The sequence below is a fragment of the Peptoclostridium litorale DSM 5388 genome, from assembly GCF_900141635.1.
GTDB lineage: Bacteria > Bacillota > Clostridia > Peptostreptococcales > Peptostreptococcaceae > Peptoclostridium > Peptoclostridium litorale.
On the sequence record NZ_FSRH01000005.1, the window covers coordinates 139074 to 155059 of the forward strand.

Here is a 15986-nt window from a genome sequence, read left to right on the forward strand (position 1 = left end):
GCCGTTGTCAGGTCGACAGAAGCTGCAGTTTGTAGTATCATATATAACATGACAACCATAACTCAATCATGAGACTCAGGCGAAAATATTAAAGTGATACTTGTATATTTTCGCCTTTAGTTTTATCCATACAAATAATTATCGGGAGAAACAAATGGACTATATAATAGACGGGATAAAAAAGGCTATAGAACTCCTGGTGTCATTCGATATACAGGTATATGAAATAATAATGCTTTCTGTGTTTGTATCAACCACTGCAACGATAATAGCAGCGGCAATAACGGTGCCCATTGGAGTGACGGCCGGCATAGCGAATTTCAGGATGAAAGGGATATTTTCAAGGACTCTCTACGCGCTAATGAGCGTACCTTCGGTGATAGTAGGTCTAGTTGTAGCAATAGCGCTCTCCAGAAAGGGGCCGCTGGGACAGTTTCAGCTGCTGTATACGCCTGTTGCCATGATAATAGCCCAGTCCATACTGGTATCACCTCTTTGCATGGGCCTGACATATTCGCTTTCCAAAAACAGGGGGAATGAAATAGCCAGAGTGGGAAAAACTCTTGGAGCAAACAGGCTTCAGACTGTAGCTTTGGTGATAAGAGAGCTCAAAATGGATATTTTCATAAATGTTGTCACAACTTTTTCAAGGGCCATATCGGAAGTAGGGGCAGTGATGATAGTGGGAGGCAACATAAAGGGCCATACAAGGGTGATAACAACGTCAATAGCTATGCTCAATTCCATGGGTGATTATCCAATGGCCATAGCGCTCGGTATAGTGCTCCTGATTATATCATTTGTCATAAACGCCATAACATATGCCTATCAGGGGGAATAGACATGGATGTAAATGTAAGAAAAATCAAGAAATTTTACGGAAAAGACCAAATACTGGACATAGACAATTTCACATTCAAGTCGGGAAGGATAAGCGGTATAATGGGATCAAACGGGGCGGGGAAAACTACTCTTTTAAACATAATGGCGGGGTTGGACGACAAATACGAGGGATATGTGAGATATGGTGAGAAGAGTATAGAACAGGTGAGAAGAAAAGTGACTCTCGTATTTCAAAAGGGAGGCCTTTTTAAAAGAAGTGTGTATGAAAACATAGCGTACCCTCTAAGGATCCGGGGACTTGACGGCAGTGATATAAAAAGCAGGGTGGACAGGACCATAAAAAGTCTTGAAATAGAAAACTTGAGGGATAAAAAAGCACATAAGCTCTCGGGCGGAGAAACCCAGAAGGTGGCGCTTGCAAGGGCCCTTGTATTTAAGCCTTCGCTGTTGCTTCTCGACGAACCGACTGCCAGCATAGATCCGGAATTTGTAAGGGTTATGGAAAAGGCCATAGTCGACTATAACAGGGAAACGGGAGCCACCGTTATTATCATAACCCACAGCAAAGAGCAGGCAGAAAGAATGTGTGATGAGTTGGTATTTCTTCAAAATGGGAGGGTTGGTGAATCAAATGGATTTTTTTAAAGTTGTATCTATAGAAGAGGCGCTTTGCATGATGAATGAAAAGTTTTCGGATATGAGGGTTGAATCGGAAACCTGCCATATAAGGGAATCTCTTGGAAGGATACTTTCGCAGGATATAGTTTCTGCCGAGGACGTTCCTGGCTTTGACAGGTCCACAGTAGACGGGTATGCCATAAAAAGCGAAGACAGCCACGGGGCGAGCGAATCCATACCTTCGTTTTTAGACATGAAGGGCAGCGTGAATATGGGAGAAGCGGCAGACGGGGAGGTCAAAAGCGGCGATGCTGTATATGTTCCAACAGGAGGCATGCTTCCGCAGGGAGCCGACTGCGTAATAATGATCGAATACGTGGAAAAGCTCGACGAAAAGACCATAGCTGTTCACAGGCCGACGTCGCATCTTGAAAACGTTATGAGAAGGGGAGATGACATAAAGTCCGCGGAGGTAATACTCAAAAAGGGGACCCGAATGGAACCCGCCCACATAGGAGTGCTTGCAGCTCTTGGAGTGAGCAGTGTGAATGTGCTTAAAAAACTGGACTTTTATATAATATCGACAGGGGACGAGGTGATAGACCTCGACGAAGATATGGAGTACGGAAAGGTCAGGGACATAAACGGATACGCCCTTGAGGCCCTTATAAAAAAAATGGGAGGAGAGGTAAGAGGCAGGTCAATAGTGAAAGATGACTTTGAGCTTTTAAAAGAGGAAGTTTCAAAGGGGATAGACAGCGCCGACATAATACTGATGTCAGGGGGAAGCTCCGTGGGAAGCCGGGATTTCACAAGCGATGTAATCAATTCCTTTGGAGGCGAAGGCGTTTTCGTACACGGAATATCCATAAAGCCCGGAAAGCCGACAATTGTAGGAAAGGCAAGCGGTAAAGCCGTGATTGGACTTCCGGGGCACCCGGTGTCGTCCATATTTGTATTCAAATCAATTGTAGAGGAGTTTGCAAGAAGATTGACGGGCGAGATTCGAAATGAAGAGTTTGTCCAGGCTAAAATGGATGCGAATGTGCACTCGTCTCCTGGCAAGAGGACTTATCAGATGGTTAAAATAGGCCAATATGAAGGCCGAACCATTGCCGAGCCACAGTTTGGAAAGTCAGGCATGATAAGCCTGCTCTCGAGAGCAGGGGGATATATAGTAATGGACAAAAACACTGAAGGTGTAGAAAAGGGAGAAACGGTAAGAGTGTACAGGATATAGAACTTGGGGGGATGCCTTGTGAAGAGAAACATATATATATCGAATATGGATGATTCAAAAGCAATGCAGATTTACATGGAAAAGCTAATTCCCAATGTGAAAGCGTCAATGCAAGAGATAAGTACGTATGACGCCCTTGGAATGATAACATGGGAGCCGGTTTATGCAAATGAGTCTTCGCCATGCTATAATGCATCTGCAATGGATGGGATAGCGGTGGTGTCAAAGAATACAAAAGGTGCTACTGATACGAGCCCTAAGGTTCTCGAGGAAGGCGAGGACTTTGAATACGTAAATACAGGGAATTCCATAAAAGAGCCCTATGACAGCGTCATAATGATTGAAGACGTGGTGAATGAGAGTAAGGGAAGTGTGACGATAATAGCTCCTTCGCATCCATGGCAGCATGTGAGGCCTATTGGAGAAGACATAGTAAAAGGAGAGATGATAGTACCGTCAAGGCACAAAATAAGACCTGTGGACATAGGTGCAATGCTTTCGGGCGCAGTAGGAACTGTAAAGTCGTATAAGAGGCCCAGCATAGGAATAATACCCACCGGATCGGAGCTCATAGAGGACTTTTCAAAGCTTGAAGAGGGGAAAATCATAGAGTCGAATTCGAGCATATTCAAGGGCAGGGCAGAGGAACTTGGAGCGGCTGCAAGGAGGTACCCGCCGTGCAGCGACGAATACGAGGCACTCAGACATAAAATCGAGCAGGGTGTAAGGGAAAACGACATGCTCATAATAAATGCAGGATCATCGGCGGGAACTAAAGACTATACTGCAGCAATAATAGATGAGCTTGGAGAAGTGGTTGTGCACGGGGTTGCTTTAAAACCCGGAAAACCAACAATACTTGGAATTATAGGAGGAAAACCGGTCATAGGCCTTCCTGGGTATCCGGTATCGGCATTCATAGCGTTTGAAAGGTTTGTAAGTCCGATTATACACTGGATGACAGGGAGCAATGAGACCGAATATGAATTCATAGACGCCAACGTTTCAAAGAGGATACCATCCTCCCTAAAGCACAAGGAGATTGTGAGGGTCAACCTTGGATATGTCGGTGAAAGATTCATAGCAACGCCTCTTACAAGAGGCGCAGGCGTTACAATGAGCCTTGTGAAGGCGGACGGGATGCTTGAAATACCTAGAAACAGCGAAGGGGTTGAAGCAGGAGAAAAGGTAAGCATAAGGCTCTTAAAGCCCATTTGTGAAATCAAAAACACGCTGGTTTCCATAGGAAGCCACGACGTCATAATGGATGAGATATCGGATATTATGAGCATGTCGTCCGGACACGTGGGCAGTATGGGAGGCATTATGGCGATGAAAAGAGGAGAATGCCACATAGCGCCTATACATCTGCTTGACGAGGAAAGCGGAGAGTACAACGTATCATACGTAAAGAGGTTCTTTCCAGACGGCGGCAAGGTATTGATAAGAGGGGTCAAAAGACTCCAGGGCTTCATGGTCAAAAAGGGAAACCCAAAGGGGGTCAAAAGCTTTAAGGACCTTTCAAGGGATGACATAGTGTTTGTAAACAGGCAAAGGGGGGCCGGAACAAGAGTGCTTTTGGATTACAACCTCAATAAGGAAGGGATAAGTGCTGAGGACATATCCGGCTATACAAGGGAGATGACAACCCATATGGCGGTTGCAATAGCTGTGAAATCAGGCTCTGCAGATGCCGGGATAGGAATATGTTCAGCGGCCCATGCTCTTGGGCTTGAATTCATACCCATAGGATATGAACACTATGATTTTCTGGCAGAGCAAGAGGCCGTTAATGACAGCAGGGTGCGGGAGTTCATCCGCATACTCAAGTCGCAGGAATTTGAAGACAGGCTCCAAAGTCTTGGCGGATACAAGATAGAAGACTCGGGATCTATAATAAGGGTTGGTGAGCAGATTGGAGAGTAACAATACCTTAACGGATGGATGCGGCAGGAAGATAAACTACCTCAGAATTTCAGTTACAGACCTTTGCAATTTGAGGTGCAAATACTGTATGCCAAAGGAAGGAGTATCTAAGCTTTCTCATGAGAAGATTATGAGTATTGAGGAGATGGCCCAGATTTCAAGAATACTTGCAGGAATTGGTATAGACAAGATAAGAATAACTGGAGGAGAGCCACTTGTAAAAAAAGGAATTACAAGATTGATAAGCGAGATCGCTCAAAATGCCAATGTAAAGGACATAGCCATGACTACAAATGGCATTCTGCTTAGAAAATATGCAAAGAAACTTAGAGAAGCAGGGCTTAAAAGGGTGAATATAAGCCTTGACACTCTGGATGCGCGAAAATACAGTCAGATTACAAGGGGGGGAGACCTTTTGCAAGTTTTAGACGGCATAGAGCAGGCTAAAAGGGCAGGTTTGTCTCCAATAAAGATAAACACGGTGCTTATAGGCGGATTCAATGATGATGAGATAGAGGACTTTGTCCGTATGACAATGGAAGAAGAAATTGACGTAAGGTTTATAGAGCTTATGCCAATAGGACAAGCTGCGGGATGGTCTTCTAAGAATTTTATATCTAACAGAGCTGTTTTGGAGAAATTCCCGGGTCTGAAAAAATGCAATCCTTCTGACAAGTCTTCGCCGGCAGAGTACTACAGGCTTGAAGGTGCAAAGGGCAAGGTGGGTCTTATCAATCCGATTTCATGTAAATTCTGCGACGACTGCAACAGAATAAGGCTTACGAGCGACGGGAAATTAAAGCTCTGCCTACATTCTGACTATGAAATAGACATAATAAATCCATTCAGGCGGGGCGAGGACATAAAGGAAATAGTAGTTAATGAACTTTCTAAAAAACCAAAATCACACCATCTGGAAGACGGGGACATAATAAAGAGAAATATGGTGCAAATAGGGGGGTAAATTATGCAATTCACTCATTTCAACAGCAGCGGAAGAGCAAAAATGGTGGACGTGGGAGAAAAGAAGGATACAAACAGACTTGCCGTTGCAATTGGCAGTGTCCGTATGAAAAGGGAAACGGCCGACATGATAAGAAGCGGCGGAATGAAAAAGGGCGATGTGATTTCGGTCGCCCAGGTAGGGGGCATAATGGGGGCTAAAAAGACATCGGAGCTAATACCAATGTGCCACAACATATTCATAAGCGGAGTGGATATGGACTTTGAAATACTTGAATATGAAGTAAAGATAAGAGCTACGGCAAGGACCTGCGGAAAGACTGGCATAGAAATGGAGGCCATGACAGCCGTGTCGATAGCCGCCCTTACGATATACGACATGTGCAAGGCTGTAGACAAAGAGATGGTCATAGGGGAGATAATGCTTGTAAGAAAGAGCGGGGGCAAATCCGGAGAATTTGTAAGGCGTGGAGAAAACCTGTGATGGAAAGAGCATTTGTGAAAAAACTTAATTTCTCGGGGAAGAACAAAAAAAAATTCAAGGATGTGGAGTCTATAACACTTGATGTGGAAAATGGAGTAGCTGAAGACATCCATGAGGCAGACACAAAGTTCCAGGTTGCCCTATTTCAAGGTGAGAGTGACGATTTCAGAGGCAGCGCATATGAAAAATACGGGGTACGTGGATTTTGCACTGAAAAATTTGTTGAAAACATAAACACTTGGGGAATCGAGTACGAAAAGCTCCAAACAGGGGACCTCATGGAAATCGGAGACGCTTGCATTGAGATAACAAAGCTGGGCAAGAACTGTCATGAAAAATGTCCTTTGCGAAAACATGCAATTGCATGTCCCATGGCAACAAAATGCGCATTTGCAAAAGTGGTGAGTGGCGGCGGAGTTAAGAAGGGCTCATCTATAAAAATGTTGAAAAAACAAATATGAAATTGAAATATTATATATGAATTTGTGGTATAATTTAACAAAAAAGTCATGGAGTTGATTCAAGCAGACTATATATGAATATACTTTGTGAATACTCGATGTTTTTGTCCAGTTAAGGTATAATGAGTATATAAAATAATTGAAATTTAATAGCCGAATTAAAGGCCTTGAAGATAGCCGTGCTTGGCTATCTTTTAGTTTGTATTCAGGCCATGATATGGACTTGGTTTATCCATGTGGATTTTTATGTTTGTTATGGAGGGCATTTATGATTGAAACTTATATTATGAGCAGTTTAAGGGAAATCGCTGGGATTGAAAATGTGCTTGAAAAAGAGCTTATGAAAATGCATACAAGTTTTAGGGTCGGAGGACCTGCAGATGTACTTGTAAATATAAAAGATGAACAGAGCCTTAAAGCTGTTTTGAAGTTTTTAGATAAGCAGGGAATAAAGCCATATTTGATGGGCAATGGTTCGAACCTTCTGGTAAGGGACAAGGGGATAAGGGGCGTTGTAATAAAGATTTCAAAAGGATTTGAATGCGTTGGAATAAATGGAAACAGAGTTGAAGCAGGAGCGGGAATACTCCTTTCTAAGCTTTCATCTATGATATTGAATCATTCGCTTTGCGGTTTTGAATTTGCATCGGGAATACCAGGAACTCTCGGTGGGGCAATTGCCATGAATGCAGGAGCCTATGGCGGAGAGATGAAGGATGTTGTGAAAAAAGTATACGCGCTGGACATGCAGGGGAATGAAATTGAATACCATGAGGATGAAATGGATTTTGGATATAGAAAGAGCATAGTCCAGAAAAAGGACCTCATAGTGACAAGAGCCATAATGGAATTTGAAAGCGGAGTGAAAGATGATATAAAGTCCATAATAGACGACTATACCAAAATGAGAACGTCAAAGCAGCCCCTAAGCCTTCCTAGTGCTGGAAGCACATTCAAAAGGCCTGACGGGCATTTTGCAGGAAAGCTCATACAGGATGCAAATCTCAAGGGATTTTCAATAGGAGGAGCGAGGGTGTCCGAGAAACACTCGGGATTCATAGTCAATGAAGGTGGCGCCAGCGCCAAGGACATACTAAGCCTCATAGGAGAGGTCAAAAGCAGAGTATATGACCAGTTTGGCGTGCTTTTAGAGGAAGAAGTCAGAATAATAGGAGAGGAATAGGCAGTGGAAAGGCTAAATATATTTGCAGACTACCATACCCATACGGTATACAGCCATGGAAAGGGAAGCATAGAGGATAATGTAAAGGCCGCCATAAAAAAAGGGCTTTCAAAAATAGGGATATCAGACCACGGGTACAAGCACATGGGCTTTGGAGTCAAATACAGGGATTTTGAGAAGATGAGAAGAGAAATTGACATGCTCAATGAAAGGTATGATGAAATAGAAATACTCCTTGGAGTTGAGGCTAATATACTCGATGATGATGGCAACATAGATGTTGATGAAAAGATAATTTCAACTGTGGACTATGTCATGGCGGGATATCATTTTGGCTCTACGCCTACGAAGATACTCAAGGGAAGCCTGAACCACATGTGCAACTATATAAAGCCCCTCCATTCTTTGGCTATGGAGTATAACACAAGGGCCGTAATAAACGCCATGAAAAAAAACGACATATTCATAATCACTCATCCGGGGGCGAAGGGTCCTATAGATTTTGAAATGGTGGCAAAGTCTGCTGAAGAAACAAATACTGCTCTTGAGATAAACTCAAGCCATGGACACCTCACATATGAAGAAATAATGATGGTGAAGGATACCGGTGTTAAATTTGCAATAGGCTCAGATGCGCACAGTCCCGAAAATGTAGGCGATTTTGATGACGCACTAGCAAGGGTCCAAAAAGCAGGACTGCAGATAGAGCAAATAATAAATGCAAGGAGATGAATGACTTGAAGTTTATAATAATAACAGGACTTTCAGGAGCAGGAAAAAGTGAAGCTATGAATGGTCTTGAAGACAGTGGGTTTTACTGTGTAGATAATATACCGCCCGCACTTCTTGTGAAATTTGCGCAGCTTTGCATAGACTCAAAAACTGATATGGATAAAATAGTATTTGGAATAGACATAAGGGGCAGACAGTTTTTTGACGATTTTTACGAAAGCATAGACCAGCTTAAAACCATGGGATATGACTATGAAATATTATTTTTGGACTGTGGCGATGAGATTCTGCTTAAAAGGTACAAAATGACAAGGAGAAACCATCCTCTTGCATTTGACACAAACATACTTGAAGGAATAAAAAGGGAAAGAGAAATGCTAAAGGACCTCAAGGTCAGGTCTAATGTAATAATAGACACAACCAATATGAAGCCAAATGACCTCAGAAGCGAGATAAGGGACATATACTTTGGCGAGGCTGAAATACCAAACCTTGTAATATCGGTGACATCTTTTGGATTCAAACACGGAATACCTCTTGATGCAGATCTGGTATTTGACGTGAGATTCCTTCCTAATCCATACTATATAGAAACTCTAAAGGACAAGACAGGGGATGATATGGCTGTTCAGGATTATGTCATGAACTCTCAGACAAGCGTTGAGTTTGAAAAAAGGCTCAAGGGATTTTTGGATTTTCTGATTCCAAACTACATGAAGGAGGGCAAAAATCATCTGGTTATAGCAATAGGATGCACAGGAGGAAGGCACAGATCGGTTACTTTTGCAAACAAAGTATATGATTATCTGAAAGACAAGGGTTACAGAACTATAAAAAAACACAGAGATTCAAAGCTCAAATAGGAGGTGTCGTATGCAGCTGTTAAAAGATGTAAATGTGCTTGTCATAGGTGGCGGTACGGGACAGTCTATATTCCTCAGAGGCCTTAAAAATTTTTCGGATGACATAACTGCAGTGGTTGCAGTTACTGATGATGGAGGGGGATCTGGAAAATTAAGACGGGATATGCACATGCTGCCTCCGGGAGATATAAGAAACTGCATAATAGCTCTTGCAGACATAGAGCCAGAAATGGAAAAAGTCATGCAGTACAGGTTTAAGGAAGGCGATTTGAAGGGGCAGAGCTTTGGAAATCTTTTCATAGCGGCCATGAACGACGTATATGGAAGTTTTGAAAAAGCTGTATCCCAAATATCCCAAATACTTGCAGTGAAGGGAAGAGTGCTGCCTGTATCGTGCAGCCATATAGACATATGTGCAGTCCTTCAAAATGGAGACAGGATATGCGGTGAATCTGCCATACCGGTCGAAAGTATAAAGCGAGGCAGCCCGATAGAAAGAATAGATTTGGAGCCTCCAGGCGCACCTCCTCTTGAAGAAGTGTTGAAAGCCATAGAGAAAGCGGATATTATAGTTATAGGACCTGGAAGCCTGTACACTAGCATTATACCAAACATATTAATACAGGGCGTAAAAGAGGCCATAGAAAGTTCTGATGCACGAAAGGTGTATGTATGCAATATAATGACTCAGCCGGGAGAAACTGACGGGTTTGACGTTATAGAACATGTAGCGGCTTTGGAAAAGCATTCGGGAAAACGTATTTTTGATTATGTGATAGTGAATGACGGCCAAATTCCTCAAAATATTTTAAAAGAGTATGGAAATGACGGTGCGATACAGGTTAAAATAGATATAAAACAGATAGCGGAGCTCAAAAGAAAAGGCATAGGGGTAATACTAGATGATTTTGTTGAAATTAAAAATGGGTATATAAGGCATGACGCCTATAAACTTGCAGAAAAAATAACAGGACTTGCAGATTATCCAAGGAAAGCTTAAAGTAAAAGGACTATTCCAAGGAGTGAAATAAAACGTGAAAAAGGAATGCAGCTCAGGAGGAGTGGTAGTATTTGGGAACGCCATATTGCTTTTGAAAAAATATAATGGCGACTGGGTACTTCCGAAAGGAAAAATAGAATACGGTGAAGAAAAAGACGATGCGGCTCTTAGAGAAGTGAAAGAAGAGGCCGGAGTAAAAGCGGACATAATAAAGTATCTTGGTGAAATACACTATACGTTCAAAAAAAACTGGGACGATACAAAAATAGTGCACAAGACAGTTTATTGGTACTTGATGAAAGCCAAAAATATGAACACGATTCCGCAAAAGGAAGAAGGGTTTATAGATGCCAGATTTGTCCATGTGGACAGGGTATTGGAGCTGGCGAAGTATGACGATGAAAAGGAAATAATAAAAGTGGCCCTTGAAGAACTGAAAAAGGGAGACATGAAGTAAAATATTTGATAAACTTGATAAAGGTGATGTATATGTCGTTTTCGACACAGACAAAAAATGAATTGGCAAGGATATTCCCAGAGAGCAGGGAAGAAGTTCTTTCAGAGCTTGCGGCTCTTATAAGGATGAGTGGAACAATACAGCTTGCCGGGTTTAAAAAATTGAATTTCAAGATTACCACAGAAAATGCGGCAATAGCAAGAAAGATATTTAAAATATTAAAAAATAATTTTGGCATTAACACGGTCATAACAGTACAAAAAAGCAACAATTTGAAAAAGAACAACAGCTATGTCATGACTATAACTCATGCCCTTGGAGCGAATGACATACTTGAAAAGGTGAAGATTCTCAAAAGAGAAGAAGATAGCTTTTATATATCAGATAGGGTTCCTTTTGAAATTCTAGATGGAGAAAGTGCGAAGAGGGCCTATATAAGAGGGGCGTTTTTAGGCTCGGGTTCAATATCTGATCCTGAAAAGACATACCATATGGAATTTGTAAACAACAACATGAGATTTGCTGAAGATTTTGTTCAGCTTATAAACTCATATGGACTAAACTCGAAAATAGTGATGAGAAAAAACAACTATGTGGTTTATATAAAGGAAAGCGAGAATATTTCCGATATACTAAATATAATGGGTGCACACAAGGCTCTTTTGAGTCTCGAAAACACAAGGATAGTAAAGCAGATGAGAAACGATGTAAACAGGATAGTAAACTGCGAAACTGCAAATCTAAGCAAGACTATAGATGCCTCAATAAGACAGATTGAAAACATAAAGTTCATAATAAATAAAGCTGGAATTGACTATCTGCCTCAAAACCTTAAGGAAATAGCAGTGCTGAGGCTTAAAAATCAAAACTTGAGCCTTAAGGAGCTGGGCCAGATGCTTTCCATACCAATAGGAAAATCAGGGGTCAACCATAGGCTGAGAAAAATAGACAAGATAGCGGAGAAGCTAAGAGGAGAAGGAGGGGAATAGATTGCTGGAAAGAGAATATGTGGTAAATAATGAAGTCGGTTTGCATGCAAGGCCTGCGGCGCTTTTTGTGCAGTGCACCAATAAATTTCTTTCGGATATATATATACAAAAGGGAAATAAGCGGGTTGACGGAAAGTCTATAATGGGTGTGATGTCTCTGGGAATAGGGCAGGGAGAAAATATAAAAATAATAGCGGACGGACCGGATGAAAATCAGGCTATAGAAGCGATTGAAAGACTGATACATGAAAGGTTCCTGGATATGTAAAATCCTCTATAGTAAAGAGGATTTTTTTAATTGCAGAATAAATGTAATTGTAAGAATACATATATGCTACAAGTTTATTTGAAAATTTTGTTAGAATGAATAGTTGCTGGGTAAATATTATTTGAAAGGTTAGTTTCGAAAAGTTTTAAAAAGGGATCTGTAGTCAATTTGAATTCGAAAAGATTCAAAATGAAATGAAAATTCAGAACATTTGAGTTTTTTTGAAACTTTTGAATTGTAAAACCAAACAAAACTTGGTATAATTATTACATGAAAAGGATTTCCTGAGAAGGACTTTTCGGAATTTTCAGAAAACACTTTCATATTTAATTCTAAGCAACTGCATTCGTGGATGAACTTATCGAATAATATTTTTATTGAACCGCAGTTGTTTGGATAAAATTATTTTAACAAAGGGGGAATTATTTTGGAAAATTTAAACGCGATCGTTGGTCAAATTAGTGGTTTTTTATGGGGTTGGCCCCTCATAATCTGTCTTCTTGGAACTCATATTTTCTTAACATTTAGGCTTAGGTTTATCCAAAGGTACATTGGAAAGGCAATAAAGCTTTCTGTAACTAAAGACGAAATGTCTTCAGGAGACGTTTCGCAGTTTGCGGCACTTGCCACAGCTCTTGCGGCTACAATAGGTACGGGTAACATAGTCGGTGTTGCGACGGCAATATCAATAGGAGGACCTGGAGCGGTTCTTTGGACATGGCTTACAGGAGTATTCGGTATATCTACAAAGTACGCGGAAGGACTTCTTGCAGTTAAGTACAGAGTTAGGACTAAAGACGGTACAATGGCAGGTGGACCGATGTACGTTATAGAGCACGGAATGGGCAAGAAATGGCTTGCTGTAATGTTTGCTCTATTTACATCGATAGCGGCGTTTGGTATAGGAAACATGGTTCAGGCGAACTCGATGGCGGCAATGGTTAACGATACATTCGGAGTTCCAGTGTGGATAACAGGTGCAATCTCAGCAGTGCTTGTTGCAGCCGTTATATTCGGAGGAGTTCAGAGTATAGCGAAGGTTTGTAACGTACTGGTTCCATTCATGGCACTGTTTTATGTTGTAGGATGTCTTATAATACTAGCGATGGGATATGAGACAATACCAGCTTCTATATCTCTTATATTCAGGTCTGCTTTCACAGGACAGGCTGCAATGGGTGGATTCGTAGGATCCACAATGATGATGGCATTGAGATTCGGGGTTGCAAGGGGTCTTTTCTCTAACGAGTCGGGACTTGGTTCTGCACCAATAGTTGCAGCGGCGGCCCAGACTAGAAACCCTGTAAGACAGGCTCTAGTTTCAGGATCAGCGACATTCTGGGATACAGTTATAATATGTGCGATAACAGGACTTGTTCTTACAAACACAGGCGCATGGCAGTCGGGCCTTAACGGTGGACTTGTAACTAAGCAGGCATTCGAGACAATACCGGTTATAGGACCTCTAGTTCTTACAATAGGACTTGTGTCGTTCGTTTTCTCTACAATACTTGGATGGTCATACTACGGTGAAAAAGCTGTGGAATACCTTCTAGGTTCAGGAGTGACAAAAGCGTACAGATCTCTTTGGGTACTATTCGTATTCCTTGGGTCAATATTCTCGCTAGACCTTGTTTGGAACCTTTCAGACCTTATGAACGGTCTTATGGCTCTTCCAAACCTTATATCACTGTTAGCTCTAAGTGGAGTACTCGTATCTGAGACTAAAAAGTATCTGTGGGACGACAACATGGATGCGGTAGACGAGACAGAAGCGATAGTTATAAACAAATAATCTGTTTTGAAAGAGGCCCCGCAGGGGCCTCTTTTAATGTTTAGAAGCAGATCATAAAGCAATATAAAACAGCCCTTAATTGACAGTCATGTCATATTAAGGGCTGTTTTATGTGCGGACATGCACAAAAAATATTTAATGCATAGGAGATTATCGAGTAGAAAGGGGGTGCAAATATTTATTGAAAAATATGTGAATAAAAATTACGAACATAGAGGGGATTGTTAATAAAAGGGGGTGTCGCAATGGGGAACAAACCCATATAAATAGTAAAAAGCAATATATACAGCTTGAAAACGATGTAGTTAAAAAAATAACTAAACTTGCATAATTTTGCACCAATTTTCACATCTCTAAATTTTCGGTATTATTCAAAAATTAACTAAAATGAAACCGGATTTGAAGTTTTCAGAAGATTTATGAAGTTTCCGGTTGAAAAAAAAGCGTTTTCCTGTTATAATAAGAAACTGTAGGGGATGGAAACATTCATTTCACTGGGTTTCGGCAAGGCGACAAATAAATATGTGTCATGTGTAATATCTGGCAGAAATATTCATTTTACTGAAAATTCAGAAAAATGAATATATTTTAGAAATCATGCAATTTTAATTAATTTTGCTGCCAAAAAAATAACGACACGTAAATTAGTGGCTTGCCGGGTTTGGAATTATACAATATTAAAACTGGAGGGATTGTTTTGGAAGCTTTGAACAACGTGGTTGGACAGATCAGTGGGTTTTTATGGGGTTGGCCGTTGCTTATACTGCTACTTGGAACCCATCTATTTTTAACATTCAGACTTAGATTCATCCAAAGATACATAGGAACGGCTATAAAGATTTCCGTTACTAAGGATGAGGATTTTTCTTCGGGAGACGTTTCACAGTTTGCAGCGCTCGCAACATCACTTGCGGCTACAATAGGAACAGGTAACATAGTTGGTGTTGCAACGGCAATATCAATAGGAGGACCAGGAGCGGTATTTTGGACTTGGATTACAGGAGTTCTTGGTATATCTACAAAATACGCAGAAGGACTTCTTGCAGTTAAGTACAGAGTTAAGACTAAAGACGGTACAATGGCAGGCGGACCGATGTACGTTATAGAGCACGGAATGGGCAAAAAATGGCTTGCAGTATGCTTTGCACTATTCACAGCAATAGCGGCATTCGGTATAGGAAACATGGTTCAGGCGAACTCGATGGCATCTATGGTTAAAGATACTTTCGGCGTTCCAGTATGGATAACAGGTGCGGTTTCCGCAGTACTTGTTGCATCGGTTATACTTGGTGGAGTTGAAAACATAGCAAAGGTATGTAACGTACTAGTTCCATTCATGGCTCTTTTTTATGTAATAGGATGCCTTATAATACTCGCAATGGGATATCAGACAATACCAGCTTCAATAGCACTTATACTTAAATCTGCATTCACAGGACAGGCGGCAGCGGGAGGATTCGTAGGATCCACCATGATAATGGCCTTGAGGTTTGGTGTATCAAGAGGACTTTTCTCAAACGAGTCGGGACTTGGCTCTGCACCTATAGTTGCAGCGGCAGCTCAAACAAGAAACCCTGTAAGACAGGCTCTAGTTTCTGGATCAGCAACATTTTGGGATACAGTTGTAGTTTGTGCGATAACAGGACTTGTTCTTACAAACACAGGAGCATGGCAGTCAGGACTTGACGGAGGACTTCTTACTAAGCAGGCATTCTCGACAATACCGGTTATAGGACCTCTAGTTCTTACAATAGGGCTTATATCATTCGTTTTCTCTACAATACTTGGCTGGTCATACTACGGTGAAAAAGCTATACAGTATCTTCTTGGAGATGGAATAGTTAAGCCTTACAGAGTGCTTTGGGCTATTATGACATTCTTCGGGGCTATATTCTCTCTTGATTTCGTTTGGAATCTTTCAGACCTTATGAACGGTCTCATGGCACTTCCGAACCTTGTATCACTAATTATGTTAAGTGGAGTTATAGTTTCTGAAACTAAAAAATACCTTTGGGATGACAATCTTGACGGTGTAGACGACAGCGAAGACATAGCAGTATAATAAAATTGGAATTTACAGGCCGCCTTAAAAAGGCGGCTTATTTTTGTTTACTCAATATGTCTCTATTTGGGCTTGTAGCAAATAACTATTTGAATGCTTCTA

The 15986-nt window shown here is 41.3% G+C and carries 16 protein-coding genes; all 16 read left to right on the forward strand.

Going from position 1 to position 15986, the window contains the following annotated elements:
* Positions 1–154 precede the first annotated feature (154 nt).
* The 16 genes from BUQ87_RS06415 (at position 155) to BUQ87_RS06490 (ending at position 15884) form a co-directional block, all read left to right on the forward strand.
* Positions 155–841, forward strand: coding sequence for an ABC transporter permease (locus BUQ87_RS06415; protein ID WP_077216596.1), 687 nt, complete (start codon positions 155–157; stop codon positions 839–841).
* Positions 842–843: 2 nt separating this feature from the next.
* On the forward strand, positions 844–1488 hold the full coding sequence (locus tag BUQ87_RS06420; protein ID WP_038266121.1) for an ATP-binding cassette domain-containing protein: 645 nt from the start codon (positions 844–846) through the stop codon (positions 1486–1488).
* Positions 1475–2701 (forward strand): molybdopterin molybdotransferase MoeA, encoded by a 1227-nt coding sequence (locus tag BUQ87_RS06425; RefSeq protein ID WP_038266123.1) that lies wholly within the window; start codon positions 1475–1477, stop codon positions 2699–2701. The genes BUQ87_RS06420 and BUQ87_RS06425 overlap by 14 nt, the downstream gene beginning before the upstream one ends.
* A gap of 18 nt (positions 2702–2719) precedes the next feature.
* The gene (locus BUQ87_RS06430) at positions 2720–4627 is read left to right on the forward strand and encodes a molybdopterin biosynthesis protein (RefSeq protein WP_143182416.1); all 1908 of its coding nucleotides are present in this window, start codon (positions 2720–2722) and stop codon (positions 4625–4627) included.
* Entirely contained in the window at positions 4608–5591 is a 984-nt protein-coding gene (moaA, locus tag BUQ87_RS06435; protein ID WP_330391274.1) for a GTP 3',8-cyclase MoaA, read from the forward strand. The genes BUQ87_RS06430 and moaA overlap by 20 nt, the downstream gene beginning before the upstream one ends.
* Positions 5592–5594: 3 nt before the next feature.
* Positions 5595–6074, forward strand: coding sequence for a cyclic pyranopterin monophosphate synthase MoaC (gene moaC, locus BUQ87_RS06440; RefSeq protein WP_038266128.1), 480 nt, complete (start codon positions 5595–5597; stop codon positions 6072–6074).
* Between the two features lie 14 nt (positions 6075–6088).
* Complete coding sequence (locus tag BUQ87_RS06445) at positions 6089–6535, forward strand: MOSC domain-containing protein (protein WP_159434279.1); 447 nt, start codon at positions 6089–6091, stop codon at positions 6533–6535.
* Between the two features lie 268 nt (positions 6536–6803).
* Positions 6804–7718: a UDP-N-acetylmuramate dehydrogenase gene (murB, locus tag BUQ87_RS06450; RefSeq protein ID WP_038266131.1), complete on the forward strand. Its 915-nt coding sequence runs from the start codon at positions 6804–6806 to the stop codon at positions 7716–7718.
* A 3-nt stretch (positions 7719–7721) separates the two neighbouring features.
* Positions 7722–8450, forward strand: coding sequence for a PHP domain-containing protein (locus BUQ87_RS06455; RefSeq protein ID WP_038266134.1), 729 nt, complete (start codon positions 7722–7724; stop codon positions 8448–8450).
* Positions 8451–8455: 5 nt separating this feature from the next.
* Positions 8456–9313 carry an RNase adapter RapZ gene (rapZ, locus tag BUQ87_RS06460; RefSeq protein ID WP_038266137.1) on the forward strand — a complete coding sequence of 286 codons (858 nt, stop codon included), beginning with the start codon at positions 8456–8458 and terminating at the stop codon, positions 9311–9313.
* A 10-nt stretch (positions 9314–9323) separates the two neighbouring features.
* Positions 9324–10313 carry a gluconeogenesis factor YvcK family protein gene (locus BUQ87_RS06465; RefSeq protein ID WP_143182417.1) on the forward strand — a complete coding sequence of 330 codons (990 nt, stop codon included), beginning with the start codon at positions 9324–9326 and terminating at the stop codon, positions 10311–10313.
* A gap of 34 nt (positions 10314–10347) precedes the next feature.
* Positions 10348–10770: an NUDIX hydrolase gene (locus tag BUQ87_RS06470; RefSeq protein WP_038266138.1), complete on the forward strand. Its 423-nt coding sequence runs from the start codon at positions 10348–10350 to the stop codon at positions 10768–10770.
* A 32-nt stretch (positions 10771–10802) separates the two neighbouring features.
* Positions 10803–11759, forward strand: a complete 957-nt coding sequence (gene whiA / locus BUQ87_RS06475; protein ID WP_038266334.1) for a DNA-binding protein WhiA — start codon at positions 10803–10805, stop codon at positions 11757–11759.
* 1 nt (position 11760) lies between these two features.
* Positions 11761–12027, forward strand: a complete 267-nt coding sequence (locus BUQ87_RS06480) for an HPr family phosphocarrier protein (RefSeq protein WP_038266140.1) — start codon at positions 11761–11763, stop codon at positions 12025–12027.
* 424 nt (positions 12028–12451) lie between these two features.
* Complete coding sequence (locus BUQ87_RS06485; RefSeq protein WP_456299558.1) at positions 12452–13822, forward strand: alanine/glycine:cation symporter family protein; 1371 nt, start codon at positions 12452–12454, stop codon at positions 13820–13822.
* Between the two features lie 697 nt (positions 13823–14519).
* Entirely contained in the window at positions 14520–15884 is a 1365-nt protein-coding gene (locus BUQ87_RS06490; RefSeq protein ID WP_038266145.1) for an alanine/glycine:cation symporter family protein, read from the forward strand.
* Positions 15885–15986 lie beyond the last annotated feature (102 nt).